At 64.8% G+C, this 20,300-nt stretch carries 21 protein-coding genes and 1 tRNA gene; 3 read left to right on the top strand and 19 right to left on the bottom strand.

Translation table 11 applies throughout. The features are described from left to right. Window positions 1-10: 10 nt before the first annotated feature. From C7I55_RS29380 to C7I55_RS27325, 7 genes are all read right to left on the bottom strand, one after another. Window positions 11-562 (bottom strand): MATE family efflux transporter, encoded by a 552-nt coding sequence (locus C7I55_RS29380; protein ID WP_332888449.1) that lies wholly within the window; start codon window positions 560-562, stop codon window positions 11-13. Further along, a complete protein-coding gene (locus tag C7I55_RS27350) occupies window positions 526-1,284 on the bottom strand; it encodes an MATE family efflux transporter (protein ID WP_332888448.1) in 759 nt (252 codons plus the stop codon). Before C7I55_RS27350 ends, C7I55_RS29380 begins: the two co-directional genes overlap by 37 nt. Before the next feature lie 90 nt (window positions 1,285-1,374). Next, complete coding sequence (locus C7I55_RS27345) at window positions 1,375-4,011, bottom strand: valine--tRNA ligase (RefSeq protein ID WP_106516228.1); 2,637 nt, start codon at window positions 4,009-4,011, stop codon at window positions 1,375-1,377. Window positions 4,012-4,081: 70 nt separating this feature from the next. Beyond that, a complete protein-coding gene (locus C7I55_RS27340; RefSeq protein WP_332888447.1) occupies window positions 4,082-4,474 on the bottom strand; it encodes a DUF2497 domain-containing protein in 393 nt (130 codons plus the stop codon). Window positions 4,475-4,518: 44 nt separating this feature from the next. Next, complete coding sequence (locus tag C7I55_RS27335) at window positions 4,519-5,991, bottom strand: TolC family outer membrane protein (RefSeq protein WP_106516231.1); 1,473 nt, start codon at window positions 5,989-5,991, stop codon at window positions 4,519-4,521. A gap of 32 nt (window positions 5,992-6,023) precedes the next feature. Beyond that, on the bottom strand, window positions 6,024-6,674 hold the full coding sequence (locus C7I55_RS27330) for a protein-L-isoaspartate O-methyltransferase family protein (protein WP_106516226.1): 651 nt from the start codon (window positions 6,672-6,674) through the stop codon (window positions 6,024-6,026). A gap of 241 nt (window positions 6,675-6,915) precedes the next feature. Beyond that, complete coding sequence (locus C7I55_RS27325; protein ID WP_106516225.1) at window positions 6,916-7,323, bottom strand: polysaccharide biosynthesis protein; 408 nt, start codon at window positions 7,321-7,323, stop codon at window positions 6,916-6,918. Between the two features lie 221 nt (window positions 7,324-7,544). On the opposite strand from C7I55_RS27325, the gene C7I55_RS27320 reads away from it, so the two are divergent. After that, a tRNA-Cys gene (locus C7I55_RS27320) sits at window positions 7,545-7,618 on the top strand. A gap of 32 nt (window positions 7,619-7,650) precedes the next feature. Here the strand turns inward: C7I55_RS27320 and C7I55_RS27315 are convergent. The 11 genes from C7I55_RS27315 to C7I55_RS27270 all read right to left on the bottom strand — a co-directional run bounded on the left by C7I55_RS27315 (window position 7,651) and on the right by C7I55_RS27270 (window position 16,285). Next, window positions 7,651-8,442 (bottom strand): site-specific integrase, encoded by a 792-nt coding sequence (locus C7I55_RS27315; RefSeq protein WP_233222452.1) that lies wholly within the window; start codon window positions 8,440-8,442, stop codon window positions 7,651-7,653. A gap of 228 nt (window positions 8,443-8,670) precedes the next feature. After that, the gene (locus tag C7I55_RS29350) at window positions 8,671-8,796 is read right to left on the bottom strand and encodes a hypothetical protein (RefSeq protein WP_269845240.1); all 126 of its coding nucleotides are present in this window, start codon (window positions 8,794-8,796) and stop codon (window positions 8,671-8,673) included. A 433-nt stretch (window positions 8,797-9,229) separates the two neighbouring features. Continuing rightward, on the bottom strand, window positions 9,230-9,853 hold the full coding sequence (locus C7I55_RS27305; RefSeq protein ID WP_106516223.1) for a lytic transglycosylase domain-containing protein: 624 nt from the start codon (window positions 9,851-9,853) through the stop codon (window positions 9,230-9,232). Then, window positions 9,841-10,377, bottom strand: coding sequence for a S26 family signal peptidase (locus C7I55_RS27300; RefSeq protein ID WP_233222451.1), 537 nt, complete (start codon window positions 10,375-10,377; stop codon window positions 9,841-9,843). The genes C7I55_RS27305 and C7I55_RS27300 overlap by 13 nt, the downstream gene beginning before the upstream one ends. Window positions 10,378-10,414: 37 nt before the next feature. Continuing rightward, window positions 10,415-11,181, bottom strand: a protein-coding gene (locus C7I55_RS27295) for an IS5 family transposase (RefSeq protein WP_106516221.1) whose coding sequence is annotated in 2 segments (ribosomal slippage) — window positions 10,415-10,857 and window positions 10,857-11,181 — 768 coding nt in all. Because the reading frame shifts where the segments join, the coding sequence is not laid out codon by codon here. 21 nt (window positions 11,182-11,202) lie between these two features. Next, on the bottom strand, window positions 11,203-11,718 hold the full coding sequence (locus C7I55_RS27290; protein ID WP_146151170.1) for a DUF6714 family protein: 516 nt from the start codon (window positions 11,716-11,718) through the stop codon (window positions 11,203-11,205). Between the two features lie 443 nt (window positions 11,719-12,161). After that, window positions 12,162-12,827 carry a hypothetical protein gene (locus C7I55_RS27285; protein WP_106516219.1) on the bottom strand — a complete coding sequence of 222 codons (666 nt, stop codon included), beginning with the start codon at window positions 12,825-12,827 and terminating at the stop codon, window positions 12,162-12,164. 496 nt (window positions 12,828-13,323) lie between these two features. After that, window positions 13,324-14,844 carry an FAD-binding oxidoreductase gene (locus C7I55_RS27280; protein WP_106516218.1) on the bottom strand — a complete coding sequence of 507 codons (1,521 nt, stop codon included), beginning with the start codon at window positions 14,842-14,844 and terminating at the stop codon, window positions 13,324-13,326. Window positions 14,845-14,853: 9 nt separating this feature from the next. Beyond that, window positions 14,854-15,165, bottom strand: coding sequence for a hypothetical protein (locus C7I55_RS27275; protein WP_106516217.1), 312 nt, complete (start codon window positions 15,163-15,165; stop codon window positions 14,854-14,856). Window positions 15,166-15,385: 220 nt separating this feature from the next. Beyond that, window positions 15,386-15,556, bottom strand: a complete 171-nt coding sequence (locus tag C7I55_RS28410) for a hypothetical protein (RefSeq protein ID WP_158266627.1) — start codon at window positions 15,554-15,556, stop codon at window positions 15,386-15,388. A 297-nt stretch (window positions 15,557-15,853) separates the two neighbouring features. Beyond that, window positions 15,854-16,285 carry a CHRD domain-containing protein gene (locus C7I55_RS27270; RefSeq protein WP_158266626.1) on the bottom strand — a complete coding sequence of 144 codons (432 nt, stop codon included), beginning with the start codon at window positions 16,283-16,285 and terminating at the stop codon, window positions 15,854-15,856. A gap of 620 nt (window positions 16,286-16,905) precedes the next feature. Here C7I55_RS27270 and C7I55_RS27265 point away from each other — a divergent pair. Continuing rightward, window positions 16,906-17,154 carry a hypothetical protein gene (locus C7I55_RS27265; protein WP_106516215.1) on the top strand — a complete coding sequence of 83 codons (249 nt, stop codon included), beginning with the start codon at window positions 16,906-16,908 and terminating at the stop codon, window positions 17,152-17,154. A 2,017-nt stretch (window positions 17,155-19,171) separates the two neighbouring features. After that, on the top strand, window positions 19,172-19,369 hold the full coding sequence (locus C7I55_RS27260; RefSeq protein WP_106516214.1) for a hypothetical protein: 198 nt from the start codon (window positions 19,172-19,174) through the stop codon (window positions 19,367-19,369). A 448-nt stretch (window positions 19,370-19,817) separates the two neighbouring features. On the opposite strand, the gene C7I55_RS27255 is transcribed toward C7I55_RS27260, so the two are convergent. Further along, window positions 19,818-20,177: a hypothetical protein gene (locus tag C7I55_RS27255; RefSeq protein ID WP_106516213.1), complete on the bottom strand. Its 360-nt coding sequence runs from the start codon at window positions 20,175-20,177 to the stop codon at window positions 19,818-19,820. Between the last annotated feature and the right edge of the window lie 123 nt (window positions 20,178-20,300).

Raw genomic sequence — 20,300 nt, 5'->3', positions numbered from 1 at the left:
CTCGCGAAGATCATTTGAATAAGGCCGCGTCATCCATGCTGGCCTCCTTCCAGCCAGCACCTTGAATCACGATCCAGGCCCTTTGGGAATCCCCTGCCAGATTCACAGAAAAATGATCATGCTCTAGGCTGATGCCGAAGAACAGGAAACCCCAGGTCCCGACCAGCTGAATGTGGCGGGCTACCGGCAAGGCCGGGCTCTCGGCGCCGAGAAAGAGGGCCAGCGCCGGGCGGTCGGCGATGGTGAGCAGGAGGATCAAGGCGCCGGTCAACACGATGTTGAGGATCACGCCGGCACGGGTGACGGCGGAAACGCGCTGCCAGTTGCCTGCGCCGATATTCTGGGCCGCCATTGCGCTCACCGCAGCACCGAGCGCCATCGCAGGCATCTGCACATAGGTCCAGAGTTGCTGGGTGACCCCATAAGCGGCGGCCGTGTGCACGCCCTCGCGATTGACAAGGCCGAGCATGGTGAGCGCCGACGAGGTGATGACGATCATCTGCAGACCCATCGGGAAGCCCTTGATCACGATTGCCCGCAGCCGGGCCGGATCGGGCAGCAACCAGGCGACTTCCGGCCCGCGCAAGCGCAGCGGCAGATCGCGGGCATAGATGTAGACGAGCAAGGCGGCGAGGCTGACATAATTGGCGATCGCCGTGCCGTCGCAGCGCCGGCGATGCCGAGCGCTGGCGCCGGGCCCAGCCCAAGGATGAAAACCGGATTGAGGCTGCTGTCGAGCAACACGCTGAGCCCCATGAACCACAAGGGGGTCAGCGAATCGCCCGATCCGCGCAGCGCCATCATCAGCATCGTCATCATCAGCGCCGCCGGCATGCCGACGAAGATCACACGCAAATAGGACAAGGCGAGCGCCAGCGAATTGCCCGGCGTCCCGAGCAGGCCGAGGATGTGCGGGGCGGCGAGCCAGCCGGCAACGGCGACGACGATCGCGATCGGCACGAACGATCCGATCGCCGTTCCGACCACCCGCCGCGCTTCGATGATGTCACGGCGCCCAAAGGCCTGGCCGATGAGGATGGTCGAGGCCATTCCGAACCCGAACACGAAGGCGAGCAGCATGAACAGCACGATGTTGCCGTTCGCGGTCGCCGCCAGTGCGTCCTCGCCCAGGAAGCGACCAACCCAGATCGCGTTGATCGATCCGTTCAGCGATTGCAGGACGGAGGAGCCGAGCGTCGGTATCGCGAATGCGAGCAAGGTCGAGGCGATCGGGCCCGACGTAAGATCACGCTGTCCGGGGCGGGCGGGTGCTTGACTTGCCATCCGCGACATACGCACGAAAGCCGCAGGGGATGCCAGCGCTCCGCTATCCGCACGCTCCTCCCCGAGCGAGGCTCAGGGAGGATGGAAACGTCACCCCAGCCTTGCCAGAGCGGCGCGATACTTGTCCGCGTCGGAAGCCTTTTCGGCGTGGTCGGCGCGTGCTTTCTCCACCGCCTCGGGCTTGGCGCGTTCCACGAAGCTCGGATTGTCGAGCCGGCCGGCCAGAGAATCGCGTTCCTTCTCGGCCGCCTGGAGAGCCTTGGCGAGACGGCCGCGCTCGGCCTCGATGTCGATCACCCCTTCGAGCGGCAGAACGAACGTCGCTTCGTCGACCACCACCTGGGCCGCGCCCCCACTCGCCGCGTCGGTGCGCACCGTCTCGATTCGGGCGAGCCGCTTCAGCGCGGCATCGTGACGGCCCAGACGTGCGAGCGTCATCTCGCTGGCGTCGCGCACGTGGAGGGCGAGCTTCGCGCGCGGAGGCACGTTCAGTTCGGAACGAGCGCCGCGGATGCCGTTGACGACGCGGATCAGCCAGTCGATCTCGGGCCCGGCCTCGGGATCGAGCGCGCGCGCGTCCGGCATCGGCCACTTGGCGACGATCAGCGGCGTCGGCCGCTCCCCGAGGGCATGCCACAATTCCTCGGTGATGAACGGCATGAACGGGTGGAGCATGACCAGGATCTGGTCGAGCACCCAGCCGGCGACGATCCGCGTCTCCTGCCCTTCTGCACCGGCGAGGAGCGGCTTGATCAGCTCCAGATACCAGTCGCAGAAGCTGCCCCAGACGAAGTGGTAGAGCGTGTTCGCCGATTCATCGAAGCGCAGCTCGGCGAGCGCGAGGTCAAGCGACTGGATCGTCTTCACCGTCTCGCCGACGATCCAGCGGTTGACCGGATGGTCGGCCGCCGGCGGCTCCAGCGACGCAGACGCGCCGATGCCGTTGGTCTGGCAGAAGCGCGCGGCGTTCCACAGCTTGGTCGCGAAGTTGCGATAGCCCTCGATCCGCTTCTCATCGAGCTTGATGTCGCGGCCCTGGCTTTCCATTGCGGCCATCGTGAAGCGCAGGGCATCGGCGCCGTACGTGTCGATGAGACCGAGCGGATCGACCGTATTGCCCTTCGATTTCGACATCTTCTGGCCCTTGGCGTCGCGCACCAGGCCGTGAAGGTAGAGCGTCTTCCAGGGCACCTCGCCCATGAAATGCAGGCCCTGCATCGCCATCCGGGCATCCCAGAAGAAGATGATGTCGAAGCCGGAGATCAGCACGTCATTGGGGTAATGTCGGCGCAGGTCACTGGTCTGCTCCGGCCAGCCGAGCGTCCCGAACGGCCACAATGCCGAGGAGAACCAGGTGTCGAGCACGTCAGTCTCGCGGCAGAGGGGAACTCCCTCGCCCGCCTCGGCCTGCGCCTCGGCCTCCGTCTCGGCGACATAGACCTTGCCATTCGGATCGTACCACGCCGGGATCTGGTGACCCCACCAGAGCTGGCGCGAGACGCACCAGGGTTGGATGTTCTCCAGCCAGTTGAACCAGGTCTTCTCCCAGGTCTTCGGCACAACCTTGATCTTGCCGCTGCGCACGGCCTCGATCGCCGGCTGCGCCAGCGTTGCGGCGTCGACATACCATTGATCGGTAAGCCAAGGCTCGATCACCACGCCCGAGCGATCGCCATAGGGCGTCTGGATCGTCCGATCCTCGATCCGCTCGAGCAGTTCATCGGCCTCAAGCCGCTCGACCACCCGATTGCGGGCTTCGAACCGGTCCAGCCCGACGAGATCGGCCGGGATCAGTCCGTCCGAGGTCTGCGCGATCCGTGCCTGGGCGTCGAGCATGTTCAGCATGTCGGCCGCCTTGATGCCGGCGCGCCGGCCCACCTCGAAGTCGTTGAAATCGTGGCCCGGCGTGATCTTCACCGCGCCCGATCCGAGCTCCGGATCGGCATGTTCGTCGGCGATGATCGGGATCAGCCGGCCGGTGATCGGCAGGCGCACGTTGCGACCGACCAGCGCCTTGTAGCGCTCGTCTTCGGGATGGACCGCTACCGCCATGTCGGCGAGCATCGTCTCGGGCCGGGTGGTCGCAACGTGAATGAAGCCGCTGCCGTCTTCGAGCGGATATCGGAGATGCCAGAACTTGCCCTGGATCTCCTTGGTCTCGACCTCGAGATCCGAGATCGCAGTGCCGAACTTCGGATCCCAGTTGACCAGCCTCTTGTCGCGGTAGAGCAGGCCCTCGCGGTAGAGCTGGACGAACACCTTCAGCACCGCGGCCGAGAAGCCCGGATCCATGGTGAAGCGCTCGTTCGACCAGTCGCAGGAGGCGCCGAGCCGGCGCAGTTGGCGGGTGATCGCGCCGCCGGACTGTGCCTTCCACTCCCAGACATGCTCGACGAACGCCTCGCGGCCCATGTCGGCGCGGCGCAGCCCCTGGCTTTCGAGATTGCGTTCGACCACCATCTGCGTGGCGATGCCGGCATGATCGGTGCCGACCACCCACAGCGCATCCTTGCCCTGCAGGCGCGCGTGCCGGATCAGGATGTCCTGCAGCGTGTTGTCGAGCGCGTGGCCGATGTGCAGTGAGCCGGTGACGTTCGGCGGCGGGATGACGATGGTGAACGGCTCGGCCGCCTCGCGCTCGGGGCGGAAGAGCCCCGCTTCTTCCCAATGCGCATACCAGCGCGATTCGATGGCGGCGGGGTCGAAGGTCTTGGCGAGTTCGGTCATGCGCGCCGCTTAGACCAAGCGCAGGCGGCGGAGCAATCCGCCTCCTCCCCCGATCTTGCCCCGGACGTGGTCAGAAATGCTTGCCGGTGATCCGGGCGATTTCGCGGGTGACCAGCTCTTCGACCATGTCGGGCAGATGCTGGTCCAGCCAATCTTTGAGCATCGGCTTCAGCATTTCGCGGACGACCGCTTCGAGAGGCCCATCGCCCTGCGGCAGCGCCTGGCTGGACTCCTTGAGCGCGGACAGGGCCGCGAGCGATCGCGCGCTCGCCGCCGCCGCGTCCTCGGACACGAGCCCGTGGCCTTCGTCGACTGGATCCGAAAGCTCGAGAACGTCGTCCTCGGGCGCTGGTGGTGGCGGCGCCGGCGGCGCAGCCGTCGGACGTCCGCCGCGCGCCGGACGCGCGGACACACGGCCGTCCTCGGCGATGACCCGCTTGATGGAGGCGAGAATGTCCTCCATCGAGGGTTCCTGGTTAATATCCCCCATAGAGAATGGCTTATCGCTTATTCCGTGGTGCCTGTCACGGGGGTGTTTTGCCGACCCGTATCGACTGGCCCGACCGGCCCCACGGGCGGGGGCGCAACGGTCCTCGTGGAGACAGGCTGCGGATCGGGATCGTCTTTCCAGTCGGAGCCGCGCCGCGAAACCCGCTCGTAATTGACCAGAGGATCGTAAAGTGCGCCGCCGTCGAGGTTCAGATCGTCAGCCTCGGCACGTCCCATCGCGTTCAGGAGCTGAAATCCCGCGACATAGGCGTCGCGACGCGCCGTCACGACGGCCACCTGGCTATTGAGCAGCTCCTGCTCCGCATTGAGCACGTCCAGGACGTTGCGGGTACCGACTGTCTGCTCGGCGCGGGTGCCTTCGAGCGCCAAGGTGTTGGCGTTAACCGCCACCTGGTTCGATTCGACCGCTTCCTGTGCCGCCTGATAACTCGCAAAGGCGGCGCGGGTATTGGCGACCACACTGCGTTCGATCTCGACACCGCGCTCGAGCAACTGACTCTGGAGCGCCTGAGCCTGGCGCACCTGGGCCCCGACAGCTCCCCCCTGGTAGATTGGAATGCGCGCCTGCACGCCCACCCCGGTGTTGCCGATCGAATTGCGGTTACCGACTCCGCCGAACTGGTCGTCGGCCGTGCCCAGATAGTTGGTGTAGCTTTGAGATCCGATCGCCGACACGCTCGGCAGGCGCCCTGCGCGCGCAATCGCAACGTCGCGCTGGGCGGCGCGCACCTGCGCAGCGATCGAGACCAGATCGGAATTGTTGGCGAGCGAGATGTCGACCGCCTGGTCCGGCGTGGTTGGCAGCGCGGGGAGAGGCGGCGGCGGATCGAGTTCGTCCGGAAGTTCGCCGATGACGCGACGATAATTTTCCTCGCTGCCCTCAAGTCGCCCCTCGGCGGTCGCCAGATTGGAACGTGCAAGCGCCAGCCGGGCTTCTGACTGGGCGACATCCGTGCGGGTGAGATCGCCGACCTCGAAGCGATCGCGGGTCGCCTGAAGGTTCGTCTCCAGCACGCGCACCTGGTTGCGGTTCAGGGTGACGATGGAGCGGTCACGGATCACGTCCATGTAGGCCGCAACCGTTTCGGTGAACACGTCTCCTTCGGTCGCCCGCAATGCGGCTCGGCCGGCCAGCACCCGCTCGTCGGCGGCGCGGATCTGGTTGCGGATCCGGCCGCCGGTGAACAGGGGATAGCTGACGTCGACGCCGGCGCTGAGATTACGGCCCTCGCCGCCGCCGGTTCGAAGCAGGTTCTGGTTGATACCCGCCGTACCCGAAAGCTGCGGCCGATTTTGCGATCGAGCGAGCGCCACGCCTTCGTCGAGCGAACGGAGCTGCGCGCGCTGCCCCATGATCGTGGGGTTGGTCTGATAGGTCTGCACGAGCGCGTCACGAAGCGTTTCCGCCCCGGCGCTTCCGCCGACAATCAATGCTGCTGCCCCCGCAGCCGCCAAGAACCCCACCCGCATCATGTCACTCCCCGCTCAGATCGAGCCCACTCTCAGAATGTAAAAACCTTCGGCCGTACGAAATCCGGAAGCACGGCCGCGGCCGCATCGGAGAAGCTTGCCATACCGAATGCCTCGCCCGACTTGCGGCCGATCGAGAGGCGCGTGACGCCGCGATCGATCGTCGGTGCGACCAGCCGTCCGAGATCCTTCAGCTGGGAAACGATCTCGTCGGGCACGAATTCCACGGCGCCGTCGATCAGGATCAGGTCGTACGGCCCTCCTGCGCGGTGCCCCTCAGCGAGCGGACCTTCGACCAGTGTCACTCCCGTTCCCGCGAGCGCGTCGCGGGCGAAGGCGGCAAGCTCGGCGTCCTCTTCGACCGCAACGACCGAGGCCACCATCTTCGACAGCAGAGCGGCGGAATAGCCCGTCGCGGCGCCGATCACGAGCGCACGATCGCTCTCGCGCGGGCCCGCTTCGGTGAGCAGCCGGCCAAGCGCCAGAGGATTGTTGAGATCACGGCCCGGCTTCAGCGGCACGAGGGCGTCGGCATAGGACAAGGCGAGACGCTCGCGCGGCACGAAGCGCTCGCGGGCGACCTCCTCGAACGCGGCCAGAACCACGGGATCGTTGGTCCCCGTCGTTCTCAACAGGTTCGAGATCATGGCGCGGCGCATATGGTCGAAATTTTGCTCGGTCATCTGGTTCTCAATCGCACAGCTGTCTTATTGATGCAATACACCTTGCGGCTGCCTTTGTCTTTATCGGCTCCCCAGGGGGAGGGAAAGCGAAGATGTCTCCACTTCCCTCTGGGGAGCCTTCCCTGCCTGGAATGAGCAAGAGCTGTGCCAAGGGCTTCGCCTCCGTCGCTACGGCGGGGCTTGGAACTCGAGCGTTCGATTTCGGACACAACCCGTCCGCTCGCGGACAGGCGTGGCCGGCTCAGGCAGGAGGCACGATCGACGCCGAGGGCTCCGCACGGCGCTGATCGTGATGCCCGCGGCGGGCGGCAGTGAGCATGAGCAGCAATCCCACGGCTGCAATCACAGCGCCCAGGGCGACCGCGACGCCGATGCCGCGCAGCCCCAGTGGCGCTACCAGGAGGCCGGCGGTGCCGAAGATCGCGCCCGCTGCGATTGCGCGAACCACCAGCACCCGTCCGGCAGGCCGAGCGCGAAAAGCGCGCTTTCCCGCGGAAACGCAGCCGGATTTGAAGACGAAGCAAAGCGCTATGATCTGGAGGATCGGCTGCGCCGGGGCATAGTCTTTTCTCATGGCGAGGGTCACGAAGAACGTTACCAGCACGGCGATCCCCGACTGTGCGCCACGAAGTGGGCGCGATCCAGTCATCCGCGTCCGATCCCTGCAGGACGGTAGGGCGTGGCGGATCGTCCTGGAAGTCCATCCGCCCTCTGTGTCGCGGCACCGCTCGGCCCGCGACCCTGTGAAACCCGCAACCCAATCCGGGATAACCCCGCCTGTCCGCCCCGCGACGAGAACGCAGTCGGCGACCAGGGTCTCCGACTTGGGTGTTGACTTGCGCGCGGTTCCCGGACAAGTCCCGCCGCCTCGGCCCGATGGCGGAGTGGTTACGCAGAGGACTGCAAATCCTTGCACGCCGGTTCGATTCCGGCTCGGGCCTCCACTCTTCAGGAAATAGAGCGCATCTCCAGCGTCTTAGCTTGATTTGGTGTCTAACCGTGGGCCCAGGTTAGACATTTCCCACGCCGCCAGCCGCCGGATTGCCTGCTCCGCGAGCCTCTCCTGATCGGCTGCCTCGGTATAGCGAGACACCTCCTCGTCCTTGCTGTGGCCGCTCACCGATTTCATGCTCTTGTTGGGCATCTCGAGCTGCCATCCGCCGCATCGTTGCCTTTCGTAGACCGTGCGCGGTGCATTTCGGAAGTCCCGCAGCATCGCACTGGTCGCGGAACCAGCCTCGAAGCCCTTCACCGAGAACGGCCGCCCCCACTCGGTCACGATGAAGCACATGGCGTCTGACGGGGGCATGGCGTCGATCGCGGCCGCCAATGGCGGTGCGATCGGGAGAACCAACCGCTTGCCGGTCTTGGTCTGGCGGAGGACAAACTTGCCTTCGCGGACGTGCTGGCGGCCAAGATGAATGGCATCGACCTTGCGCTGATCGGTCCAGAGAATGAGCTCCATCGCAAGGCGCTGCTTCGTTCCCAGAGGCCACCGCGCGCGGAATCGAGAAATATCGTCCTCGCTCCACGTATAATAGCCGGTCGAACGCTCGCTCGGTGCCACCTTGATTGGCTGCGAGTCGTCGACGGGATTCTTGACGATCCAGCCAAGCTTTACCGCAAAGCCGAAGAATCTGCGCAGCTCCTTTCGGAGTTTCCGGGCTGCTTCGATCCCGCCGGCAGGGCGGCCCCTCGCGTCCACCGTCTTCACCCGAGATCGAGATATGATGGCATCGACGTGGTCGAAGCGGAGGTCGCCCACCATTCGCTCCTCCCTGCCTCGAGCGAACCTTTCGAGGATGCTCCTGACCTTTGATCTCGTCACCTCGGTGGGGCCGAGTCGCTCGGGAACCGCCATGTAGCGCTCGAGAAGATCCCCGATGCTGCCGGGCATGTATCGCGAGGAGACTACAACCTGCCGGGCCTCAAGAGCCGCATCCGGGCTGTTGAACAGGCGATATTCCTCCCGAAACTCCTCGCTGCCCAGCGGCGTTCAAAAGTATCGCGACGGGAAGCCCTTCCGCCGGAAACGCAGCCGGTCCTTGCCATGGCGGTCCCTGAACCGGGTGACATATTCCGGAAGGAACCGGTTCGACCGCAACTGCCTGCGCTTGCTCATCGACTGAGCTCCTCGTCCCAAGGATTGGGCGGTCCCCTTTTACCAGTAACCGACCCGCTGAAGATCACAATCTTCCCGCTGGTCTCTATCTCTATCCGCTCGATCCTGAGACCCGCCTTCTCGGCGCCACGGACGGCTCGCGTGAGATCGGACTGCCTGAAGCGCAGGGCTCGGCGAGACATAGCTCCACCATCGGAATCTGGCGACCGATACCGTTTGCCGCGTCAAGCACCTGCGTCACAGGGTCTGTTCGGGGCAGGACGCGCTTGTTCGTCGAAGGTGGCGGGCGGGCAGCGAGATCCGGGCGATGTAACGAACCCCCGGTGCGCTGGATGATCCCATGCTCAAAGCTCGTCTGGCGGGATCAGCAAGTTCGGGATCGCTGGCCACTCCCAACCGAATCAGGGCAGCGGAAGCAGGGCAAAACTTGCCTTCAGTACCTGGGCGTCGAAACGGTGCTCAACGAAACGAACAAGCCCTCTGAGCGAGCTTCGCCCGTAACCGCCACTGCGCCGATGCCTTCGTCTCCATCTGCCCGGCGTACGACGAAGATATCGCGCCGCATCCTTGCCGTCGGCACGCCTATGTTCTCGCTCCCGGTCACCGCAGCAACATAGGCTATCGTCTCGCCCGGCAGCCTCTCTCCGCGGGCGACATGGCGCGCATAACGCGCAGGACCCGCATTGTAGGCTGCGAAAAGCCCGGGATAGCCGAAGCGCTCGTACATCATCTTCAGATAGAACGTGCCTGCGAGGATGTTGTCGCGGGGATCATGAGGATCGGTCCCGAGACGCAAATGTCTCCGCGTCTCCTTCCACGTCTCCGGCATGAGCTGCATGAGTCCCATCGCTCCCGCACGGCTCGTGATCGGGCGGCCTTCAAACATGGTCCGCCCGCCGCTCTCCGCAGCGATGAGCCGGCGGATCCAGGCTTCGGGTACGCCAAACCGGGCCGCGGCTTCGCTGATATGGGGCGCCCACCTGTCCAGCGGAGTCCCCGAAGCCGGCGTTGCCGCTGCAAGGCAGGCTGCGGCCAGGATCGGCCTCAAACGCCCCACAACAGGGTCCCATGTCCGATGACCTCGTTCCGGCGCGTGATTCCGAAATAGCGCCCGTCGAACGAAGCCGCGACACCCTCGGCCAGCAGGAAGAAGTCCCCTTCCCCGAGCGTTTCACACCCGGTCCAACGCGGCAATGGCCTTCCAGCCGGGTCCTCGCGCCGCCGCGTCGCGACGGGCCGGTCGTTCACGAAGATCAAATCGCCTCTGGAACAGATCCGATCCCCAGCGATACCGGCGATCCCCTTCACCAGCGGCACGAACGGGGGCAGATAGCCTCGAGCCGCAGCGAGATCCCGAGCGGCCGGCGGAACAGTCGCGACGATGATATCGCCCCGGCCGGCGTCGTCCGCATCCGAAATGGCATAGAGGCCCGGCGGCGAGCTGGCACTTGCATTCCAGATCAGCCGCGGCCGCGGCGAGAAGAGGAGCGTGGCAAGGACGCACGTGACAACCGAAGCGGCCCCTGCCGCCGCCGCGATCCGCGAGCGGCACCGGCGCCTGGCGATCCGACGACGCTGCAAATCCTCGCTCCAGCGGAGCCGCGGAAGGTCTCGCGGACTAGGCCGTAGACTCATAAGTTCGCAGCCACAGGCGCATTGAGGCGAGCTGGATCATGGCAAGGAAGTTGGCAGCGAGCTTGTCGTATCGGGTGGCGACGCGGCGGAAGTGCTTCAGCTTGGAGAAGAACCGCTCGATCAGGTTGCGCTCGCGGTAGAGCCGTTTGCTGAAGCAGGGCTTCCACTTGCGGGTGCTCTTGGGCGGTATGTTGGGCGTGGCGCCCTGATCCTGGATCAGCTCGCGGATGCGGTCGGCGTCGTAGGCCTTGTCTGCCAGAACGATGGTGTGCGGCCCAAGGTGGTCGAGCAGCGTGTCGGCGATCTGCCCGTCATGCGTCTGCCCGGCGGTCAGGCCGAGCCGGATCGGGAGTCCCTGCGCGTCGACGACGACGTGGATCTTGGTCGTGAGTCCGCCGCGTGATCGACCGAGACAATGATCTGGACCCCCTTTTTTGCCGTCGCAGCCTGCTGGTGCGCCCGGATGGAAGTGCTGTCGATCATCTGGATCTCGCCGTCGTGCGCTGCGCTGGTGGCATCCATCAGCCGGTTGCATACGCCTGCCTCTCGCCATCGGTTGAAGCGGTTGTAGCAGGTGGTGCGCGGGCCATAGCGCTCGGGCAGGTCACGCCACGGCGCCCCGGAACGCAGCACCCAGAAGATGCCGTTCAGCACGCGCCGGTCGTCTACACGCGGCACACCTCGCGGCTTGTTGGGCAAGAGCGGCTCGATCACGCGCCACTCGAAGTCGGTCAGATCATATCGGCTCATGCCGACGCTGAATCAGCTTTCTCACGTCGTGGGAAGGTCCGGTTGAAGACCTGCTGCTCGCGCGTACCAATATGCCGCCAATGCCTCGGCGACGCTATGGTCGATATCCAGACCGTCCCGCTCAACCCGCCATTCGAGGTAATGTACGATGGCGGTAGCCTGGTCCTGTGTGAGGCCGTCCCATCGAGCGCGCGCAAAGCCAGTCCAAGTTTCCTCTTTTCGCGGCCAAACTCTCTGATCACGTGACATGTCGTCAAAGCCATGCACGAGCGTGAAAGTCGGATCGACGCGACGTAACGCGCCCATCAGGTCCGCTGCTAGATATGCAGGTATATAGAAGCGGATCGCCTCATCACCGAGGAAGCTGAGGGCGGATGCGAGCCCATTCGGCGCGGCATCTAGCCACTCTGGCAAGAGTCTGGTCCAATCGTCCTTGTCGGCGAAATCCGCTTCAACCTGCAACGGCTCTTCGCCTTGGACGCTATTCACCATCGGCACGAACTGACCTTCCCGCGTCGACGGGAAGACGGATTTCAACTCCTCAACTATGGCGTCAGCGGACGAGGGCATGGTCGTCGTCTATGGCATAGCAGGCCGTCTGCGGCGATCCCTCGTGCTTTGCAAAGCCAACTTTATGGGTTCACGGCTTAGCAACATGGTCCTCCCGAAACAATTACAGTCACTGCCTTGGCAGTAGCGCGAACGGCCTGGACTCGGAGCAACCGCATGGCAAAGAGGGTCGAACGCCTTGCGCCGACCCTGGCTTCTGGTCTTCAGTGCGGCGAAGAGTTGCGGTGCCTTTCATGGGAGCAGCCCGTCGCGGCTATGCCCGCCTGAGAGCTCCCGCGGTTCCTGCCGAACCGGCCCGCTTCGACGAACGCTGAAGGCCTCTCTCGTGCCTTGCGCGGTCTCGGCGACCGCATGCGAGGCCCGACAGGTTGCGACGCGATACTGTCCGCGCCGCGAGTTCGTATCCATGTTCAGGGGTTGGCGAGGCTCCCTGCGCAATCCAGAAATGTCTGCTCATAGTCTTCGAACTGGAACGCACGTGTGAGCGTCGTGGTAATGGCCGGCGGCTCCCCATCCTTGTGCTCCCGCTGCATACGACAGGCGATGATGTGCCCGCCGATGAAGACGCGGGGGTCGCAGGATTGCTCGTCCTGGATGATCCGCTGCTTCCTGGAGACCTCGACGAAATCATCCGGGAAGACACTCAGCCGGTGCCCGCCCCCATAACCGGGCTGGGTCAGGGTTCCATATTGAAGTCGCTCGCTGACGAACCGATTTCTGGAACGGTAGGCGAAGCCGACGAAGCGATCCTCCGCATCGTCAAAGCCAAGGTGGTAGATCGTGCTGGCATGTGCCTGCCGCCCGTCCTCCGGTCGGTGGTCGTAGAGGTATCGCAGGCGCGGCGGTACGAATTCGTCCAGCATCCCGATATGGGGTGCATGCAGGCTGCCCAGCAAATCCCGACACCAATCCAGGGTAAGATCCAGGGATCCGGACCCGCAGACCAGCGCGTTCAGATGCGGCATGACGTGGATTTTCGAAGTGAAGAAGCCCGGCCTGTTGCCACTCACTCCGACCAGAGTATCCGCAACAACGAACACGCCATCTTCTGTCAGTGCGATGTTGATAACGGTCATCCACGCGCTTCCTCAGCTAACTCGCCATTGCTCGTGTTTCCTTTTGAATGAAATTCGCGCCGCCCGCCTGTATGGAGGACAGGTCATGTAATGGGCTTCCGCTCAGTGGATGCGCGTGCTTCGACAAGTCTCCACCATATTCGATATGTCCTTGACGCCGCAGGCGGCCGGACGGCGTTCAGAGATGCCATGTCCCGGAAAGTGGCGACATTCCTGGCCGATGCGCTGCCCGGTCAGGTTCGCACCCTCCTGTAGCACGGCGGCCGGGACACGGGTCCGATCTTCGGGACTACCTCTTCGGGACCATTCGCGTCGGCTAGCGCGACCTGACACAAGTCCGTGTCCCTCGGCGGCAAGCCTTGAGCGGCCGCAGCTGCCTGCGACAAAGCGCCCTAGACCCGCTTTCCGCTCTGCAGATGCTCCGCGGCGGCCGCAGAACGACGGCAAGGGCCGACGCCGCCGGTACCTTCTCGATGCCCGCGCACCTACCCGCCGATCAGAATGTCGGACTTGTGAGCCCCAGGCGATCCAGGAACGCGCTGCCGAAAACATACTCCGCCTGCCGATCAAGCAGGTCGGTCCGGGTCCGCATCCAGGCTTCGAGATCGTCGCCATAGGCGTCCCGGACGCTTGTCGCGGTCATCTGGTTTACCTTGCCCCAATGCTCCGTGTGGGGAATGCCCTGCGTCCTCAAATCCGCCACTGCCTGCGCCATCAGCTTGCGCGTGCCCACCGTGTCGATGCCGTCGATGTCCACGATGGTGGTTCGACCATGGCGCGTAAAGGCAAGCAGTCCCGGCGACTTTACCGCGTAGCGGCAGGCGAAGGCGGCGGGCACCTTGCCGACCTTCTTCATCGCCCGTTGCAGGATCTCAAGGGCGTCGAGCGTTCTTTCGGTCGGCACCGCGACCGCCGCGCCGGCGGTGCCGGAGCGCGGCGTCGTGTAATTGAAGCTCTGCCCCCAGCTTCGCTTGCGTGCCTTGAACGGCTTCAGCTGGTCGGACAATACCGCCTTGGTGATCGGGGGCGAGAGGCCGGGAAAAGCAGACAGCAGGTTCGCCACGACAACGGCGAGTTCATAGCCGGGCCCGCGCTTGTTCACGAGATCATAGTCGAGCTTTTGATCTTCTTCCCAGGGCAGGTCATAGCCGACGGTGACATAAGCGTGGCCTGCGTCGATGTGACGGTTGACGACCGACTGGAAGAAATATGGACGACGCGTGCCTCCCGGCAGCCCGGCCGCGTCGAAACCGCCGCCGTTCATCGCCTTCTCGATCTCGGCGGTCAGCGGGCGGCGCTCCCGGCTCATTTCCAAGAGAAACCTCGGCACCGTGCGCACCAGAACCGAGTGAACGACACCGAAGGCGCCCAGCCCGACGAGCGCAGCCGAGAACAAGGCGTCGTCCCGGACGACGGTGGCGCCAAGATCAGCCGCGAGCCTGCCGTCCGTCACGGGCCGTGACGCAGGCTCAACCCAGAGATTGAGATCGGGCGCAGGGAGGAGCTGGAAGGCGGCAACCTGCCCCTGTATCGCCGGATGGTCGATCGCGGAGCCGTGGGTACCGGTACTCATGGCGCCGACGAAGGTCTGTCCGTTCGAAGCGCCGGTGGTCGCCAGCGACCTCCCCCGTCCTTCGAGAAACATGTTGAGCTCCGCCACGGAGATGCCGGTCTGGCAGAGGATCAACCCCTCCCTGTCGAAGGGATAATCGGGCACGACATGGGCACCAGGCAGACGAAACAGCCAATTGGCGTGCCCGGTGGCGAGGCACCATCCTCCCGGAATTGCGGCGGCTTCCGAGAAGGACCAGGCGGCGCCCTGCGCCCGAAGGCGCCTCCCCTCGCGGCAGGCGCGGCCTAGGAGAAGCTGCACTGCGGCGGCACTTTCCGCCATTCGCGCAATGCTGGCGGATCCGCCGCTGTTGTGGAGTTCGAAGCGGCCGGCAATTGGCACATCCCGCACCGTCAGGTGCCAGTTGGTCCATCGTTGTTCTTCGAAGAAGACGGTCTTTGCCACGCCATCACCTCACGGTTCAATCGTTCCTTCCTGCGTCGGCATCTTGGAGCAACGATATTCAATGCGCGCGGGCTGGACGGCGCCCAATGTCAGCACGGTGATCAATGACCGGCCCAACGATGTCCTGACGCGGACTTCCGAAAGGAGGCTGGTCTCGCACTTGTCGGCGACCTTCTGCTCCTCGGCCGCCCCCCAGCCGAAAGCCGTGCTGTTGACGGAGTGATAATATTGGTCTGCCGGATTGGGGTTCCTGACCGCCAGCCGGTGATAAGCGCAGCCCTGAAGAAGAAAAACCACGAGGACGATCGGGCGAGCACGCATATGTTCCTCCCCTCGACTCGAATGCTGATGTCGATAACTTAACAGCCATCAAATGGAGCGCCAGCGCAGATCCGCATTGATCTTGCCGGCAGGTCACGTGCGTTGCGCAGCGCCGATCCCGGGCTTCTGCCTGCGGGCGCTGACAAGGCCTTGCGGCTTTCGTCGCAAACCGTGCGTTCCGGCCGCGGCCCGACACTCCGCCCCATCATGGACCAGATCTTCAAGCGAAGACGATCATGCCGAGAACGAGCGCGAGCCAGAGGGGGATCGACACGGCCAGGCCCACCAGGGCACCTTTGACAAGCGGTCGCGCCTGGTCGCGTTCGGCCCACGGAGCCTCGCCGGAACCGAAACGCACATGGCGTTGGTGGGCAGAGTTGAGTTTCGCCATCCAGCCTCTCCGCAGGTGCTCCTTGCCCGCTTGCCATAGCCCCTTGTACCAGGCCGCGTGGCGACCATTGTGGGCGACCCCGGAAGCACAGCATTCCAACAAAGGGTTTACGCGGAGCAGCGACCAAGGTGCAGCCGCTCAGCATGTCCGCCCTTCCGGAGACCGCAAGCGAACGTTCGGCCGGACCGGTCGGCGACCCGCGGCCACCGGGCTCCACCGTCCCCGAGAGGCGACCGAGATCACTCCGCCAGGACGGCGGCGCACCGGCCCTGGACCCGGATCGTACGGGAAACGGCTTCAGGGGAGGCTCAGTTGTCCCCGGATGGCACCGGGTGGATAAGTCGCGTTGTGCACGTTCACGTAGAAGTCGGCCGGCTTGGTGAGTATCTCGACAGCCAGCTCCTTCCCGATATTCATGCATGCTTCGCTGCTGCCGCCCGTAGGCGGCAGAAGGCCTATGACGATCGGGCCGGCAGCATTGGGCGGTGCTCGATGGATATGTGCCGCAGTCGCAGGCTCGATGGCGGCCACCGTCAGGGAATAGCAGAGCTGTCCCTGGTCCGCCTTGATCCGAACGCGCGCGGTTCCGGTGCCGTCCGGGTCTCCCGGGGCGGGCCGCTCGGCGGCACCTGTCAGCTGCACCACGATCTCGCGGCCGCCCCCCTCGGCTTTCGGATCGCCGGTCCCGACCTGAAGCGCTATCGCAAGAACAATGACCGCTGGGCTCACCTGGGCTCTCCTCGTCAGCTGGGTCGTATCGTTGCTATGTCACTCAAGGGCACGCCGATCTCGAATGCCCATTTGCTCTCTGATCCCGGCAACCCCTTCCTGCAGGATCGCGCGCCGGAACGCAGACCCGATCGACGACCACGCACATGCGCGCGGCCCGATCGTCTTCGCCATCGGCGAACAGACATGCGCTCCGGAAGGACCACTGCAAAGAGCGAATTGGAGGTAAGACCTTCGATCGACAGGCAACGGCCTGTTATTGCCCGGCGACCATCGACAACGAATAATCATCGTTCGCCTCCACGGCGCCTGAAGGGTGGCAGAGTTCGCCGGCCTGTCCGGCGCCATGCCTATGTGCGGATCTGCCGTTCGCTTCGGATCGGCCCGCGGATCGCTGCCGCTTCATCCTCGTCACGGAGCACCGGACATGGCCGACGACCGGTCCGCCGGCCCCAGCCCACCAGATGGCAGCGTGCGTCGATCCAGCGGTCACAGCTTTTCGACTGAAAGTGGCGACCGGGCCGGGAGGACTCCAGCCGCGGCGCATCGGCCGAACAATGGCGCCGATCTACAGCATAAGGGCCATCGTTTCTCGAAACGGGGTGACGGATACTGACCCGGTGTCGCGTCATTCGGAGATCAGCGTGCCGACCTATCGCCTCTTTCACTTCAAATGGGGTCATATCGATCGGGCGGATATCGTCGCCGCACCCGACGATGTCGAGGCCATCCGCCGAAGCGCCGATATGGTGGCCGGCGACACGGCCGAGCTCTGGCGCGGAGCAAGCATGCTGAAGGCCTTCAACCTCGATCCCGAGGGGCGATCGGCTTCGGGATGGACAGATGATGCGGTGGCGACCGCCTCTTGAGCAAGGGTCCAGGGGGTATTCTTTCTCCTGCCAGCTCGAATCACCATGGTGGGCATGGCCTCCGATCCGAGCCACTCCGTGCCTAAAGGGGCTCCCGCAGCCCTCCCGTGGTAAAGGGTTGCGGGCAATGAGGCACGCAAGGGCGATCGCCAGGGTCAACTTAGCCGCTCGATCCGGGATGTCGACTCCGCGACCCATTCCGCATCGTAAGCACCCCAGAGCCGGCGTGCATCAGCTCCACCCGGTGCGGTGGCATCGAGGCCGCAGACCGCAACCTGGAAGTAAAAGGAGCCAAAGGCCGTAAACAACCTCGACACGAACAGCACTTTCCTTCCGGACGATCTCGGGCGGGTCGCGCATCACCTTGGCAGCGAAGGAGATCGGCATCAGCCGCGCCGCGGCGGGACTGGCCGGTTCATGCCCGCTGTCGTCGCGTACCGGCAACCGTCCGCCGTGTTGAAAATCTATCGCATGCGCCGGGCTCTTCCAGACTGCTCAACGTCGCACCGTGCGAACCCGATGCATCCAGACTAAGGGGCTCCGCCGCGGAAAAGGGATCACGCGGCGGAGCCGATGGCCCGCAAGGACCCCCACAGCATGCGAGTCGGTCTGCTTATACCAGTCCGGCGGTTGGCCCAGAAGCTGTCACGCCGCTGACTTTCCTGCGTCCCAGCACGAGACGGTGCCGCCGGAGTCCTGAAGATCACCATCCCTCCTCCAGCATCATTCGCGCAGCGGCCGCCCGATATCGTGGTGGACGCGTCGCGCGGCCGAGCCGAACAATGCCCGTACAGGCCACCTCCCGGCACCCTCGCAATCGCTCGGGAATGAAGCGGTGAGTGGGAGCTCGAGTTCACGGTCCGGCTGGCTCCCGAAACACGCCCATCTTTCCGGAGGCACGCGTCGAGGCAGGAGATAATAGCGGCTGGATCCACAGCTTCCGGACGGACGATCGCCTCCGGGCCGAGGAGCGTGCATCAACATGAACTTGAGTCGGTCATCAAGTTCACGCTATTCTCCTCCCGGCCGCGTGATCCTCGATCACGAAGAGACTGCAACAGGGGAGCGACAGGTGGAATGCAAAGGCATTTATCCGACGATCTTCAACGTCGCGGGGATCGTTACGAAGCGGAGGCGGCACGCCAGAGCGACCCTCGCCGAGCCGATCTCCTCCTGATCATGGCGCGTGCCTATCGGCATGAGGCCCAGCGGCATCGCGAAGCAAGCGATCGTTCGGGCGCCTGACGGCCATCGTTGCGAGCAAAGCGGAGTCGCACGTACCGGGCGCCGACCTCTCCCGAAGAGCCGTGCAGCCGAGATCTAACCCCCGCTCCAGGATGCGGCGTCTAGGGTCGTGGACGGTAAGTCGGTCGAGTCCCGGTCGGCGGCCCGGGCAGCGGCATGGCGGGATGATGTGCCGCGGCCCGGTCGCCGGGGGCACTACCCCTAACGGGAGGGCGCTGCGCACGCGCTCCTCACCAGTCCCTTGCCGCGAGGCGATTGGCTGGCGACCAGGCGCATCGATCTTGCGGCGCTTCGGAGCTCCGCCACCCGATCGATACGCCTGAAGCCTTTACACGTGCGAACGAGGAGCAGCGACGCCGCGGAACATGTCGTTGACCCGGCCGCCCTGTTCACGCGCTCTGCGGCGACGATTTCCGCGCCGCGGGCGCAGAGTGACTGACAGCAGCGAAGCGACGGTGGTTCGGCTGCGACTTCAGTGGCGATCGTGACGGCGGGCATCCGGCTGCTTTCCCGGCTCCGGCTTTCAGCGATGCCGGACTATCCTGCACCCTCGACCCTTTCACGTGACACGCCCGGTGGCCGGCGCGCGGATCTGATCGGTGCGGCGTGCATTCGCCCGTTCCGGACATCCCCTGCCCGGCCACCTCCGACTTGCGAACTAACCCATAAGATCCGGAGTGAAGCAAAGGGACCCGCGACGTGCAAGGCGCTTGCCTGCTATCCTGGAGACATCGCCGTGTGCGGCCCTCGATCAGCAGCTGGATTCTTGCGCGTGAATGTCGACCGCATCGCAATCGACGACCTTGCCGACGCATTGAGAATGACGCTCGGACAGCTGCGGGTGACCGGCGAACTCGACCTGACGATCGGCGACGAGCGGTCAGTCTCGTTCATCGGCACGCCAAACGGCAGGGACATGATCGTCAGCGTTCGGGTCATGTACCTGGACGACGATGCGGATCCGCGGTGAGACGATTGAAGGACCTCCCGGCGGCCGCGCGTCGCTTCGCGACGAGCCGCAGGCGCAATGCCGGTCGCCCTCGGGTCTTCGGCCCCTCGAACATGGCCTCTCCCGCGTGCGGGTTCGAGGCGGGACAGAAGCCACTCGTCGGCACGAGATTGCGCCTTCGGGGAGCGTCACGGAACCGGGAGGAGACTGCAACGGACGACGTATCGGCCTGCTGGAGACGACAGGAAGAGGGAAGTTTGCCATCCGAGCGACAGACAGGAGGGGGGATGAGCTGCCGTGGATCGCCGGGATGGCGCGAACACCATTCCATCCGTAGGTCGCCGCCACAAGGGGGCAAGGGAGGTAGACCCTTAGGTCCGCGATTTCAGCACTGTTGGCGCGCGATGAAGCCACGACCTTGCGATGCATCCCAGCGCTGGTTGGCGGCTCAGGTGCCGTCCTCGACCTCTCAGTTCAGGATCGGCATCGAATGAACGCATCCGGGCCGGGTGGCTTCCGCGCCGAGGGCCGCTCCCCGATCCACCGGACCGCCCGCACGGGGCCAGCCGAGCAGCGCCGACACGTGCTCGGCCCCGGGTCTGGGCATGAAGATGCCGAGTATCTTCGCGCCCGACCGCTGGAAGTCCCAGACACGGTCGAGCGCTCGAGCGAGATCCTCGTTGGAGCCAATGGCGTCGGCCTCGGCGAGAACGAGCAAGACCACGTCTTGCGCATCGCCCGACGGATGGTGATCGCGTGCAGCCGCTCCCTGGGAGGGACACACGATCGACCCGGACAACCCCGGCAGGAATTTTCGAGAACGAGCCATCGCGTTTCTCCTGGACCCCTCGATGATGGGAGATCCTGGCGCCGACGCCTCAGATCAGGAAGCCGCCAGCGGTGCCTACCTGCCGATGACGCCGACTAGATTGTCAACTTAGCAGGTAGAGTT

The organism is Allosphingosinicella deserti (assembly GCF_003012735.1).
In the GTDB taxonomy this organism is placed as follows: Bacteria; Pseudomonadota; Alphaproteobacteria; order Sphingomonadales; family Sphingomonadaceae; genus Allosphingosinicella; species Allosphingosinicella deserti.
The sequence above is the reverse complement of the archived record's forward strand: the minus strand, read 5'-3'. Positions and strand labels throughout refer to the sequence as shown.

Coding starts and splice junctions, on each gene's coding strand:
- C7I55_RS27345 (WP_106516228.1), bottom strand. CDS start 4,011: ATGACCGAACTCGCCAAGACCTTCGACCCCGCCGCCATCGAATCGCGC.
- C7I55_RS27335 (WP_106516231.1), bottom strand. CDS start 5,991: ATGCGGGTGGGGTTCTTGGCGGCTGCGGGGGCAGCAGCATTGATTGTC.
- C7I55_RS27315 (WP_233222452.1), bottom strand. CDS start 8,442: ATGGTGGGCGACCTCCGCTTCGACCACGTCGATGCCATCATATCTCGA.
- C7I55_RS29350 (WP_269845240.1), bottom strand. CDS start 8,796: ATGAGCAAGCGCAGGCAGTTGCGGTCGAACCGGTTCCTTCCGGAATAT.
- C7I55_RS28410 (WP_158266627.1), bottom strand. CDS start 15,556: ATGGCGAAACTCAACTCTGCCCACCAACGCCATGTGCGTTTCGGTTCC.
- C7I55_RS27340 (WP_332888447.1), bottom strand. CDS start 4,474: ATGGAGGACATTCTCGCCTCCATCAAGCGGGTCATCGCCGAGGACGGC.
- C7I55_RS27285 (WP_106516219.1), bottom strand. CDS start 12,827: ATGACCGTTATCAACATCGCACTGACAGAAGATGGCGTGTTCGTTGTT.
- C7I55_RS27255 (WP_106516213.1), bottom strand. CDS start 20,177: ATGGCTCGTTCTCGAAAATTCCTGCCGGGGTTGTCCGGGTCGATCGTG.
- C7I55_RS27350 (WP_332888448.1), bottom strand. CDS start 1,284: ATGGCAAGTCAAGCACCCGCCCGCCCCGGACAGCGTGATCTTACGTCG.
- C7I55_RS27275 (WP_106516217.1), bottom strand. CDS start 15,165: ATGCGTGCTCGCCCGATCGTCCTCGTGGTTTTTCTTCTTCAGGGCTGC.
- C7I55_RS27325 (WP_106516225.1), bottom strand. CDS start 7,323: ATGACTGGATCGCGCCCACTTCGTGGCGCACAGTCGGGGATCGCCGTG.
- C7I55_RS27330 (WP_106516226.1), bottom strand. CDS start 6,674: ATGACCGAGCAAAATTTCGACCATATGCGCCGCGCCATGATCTCGAAC.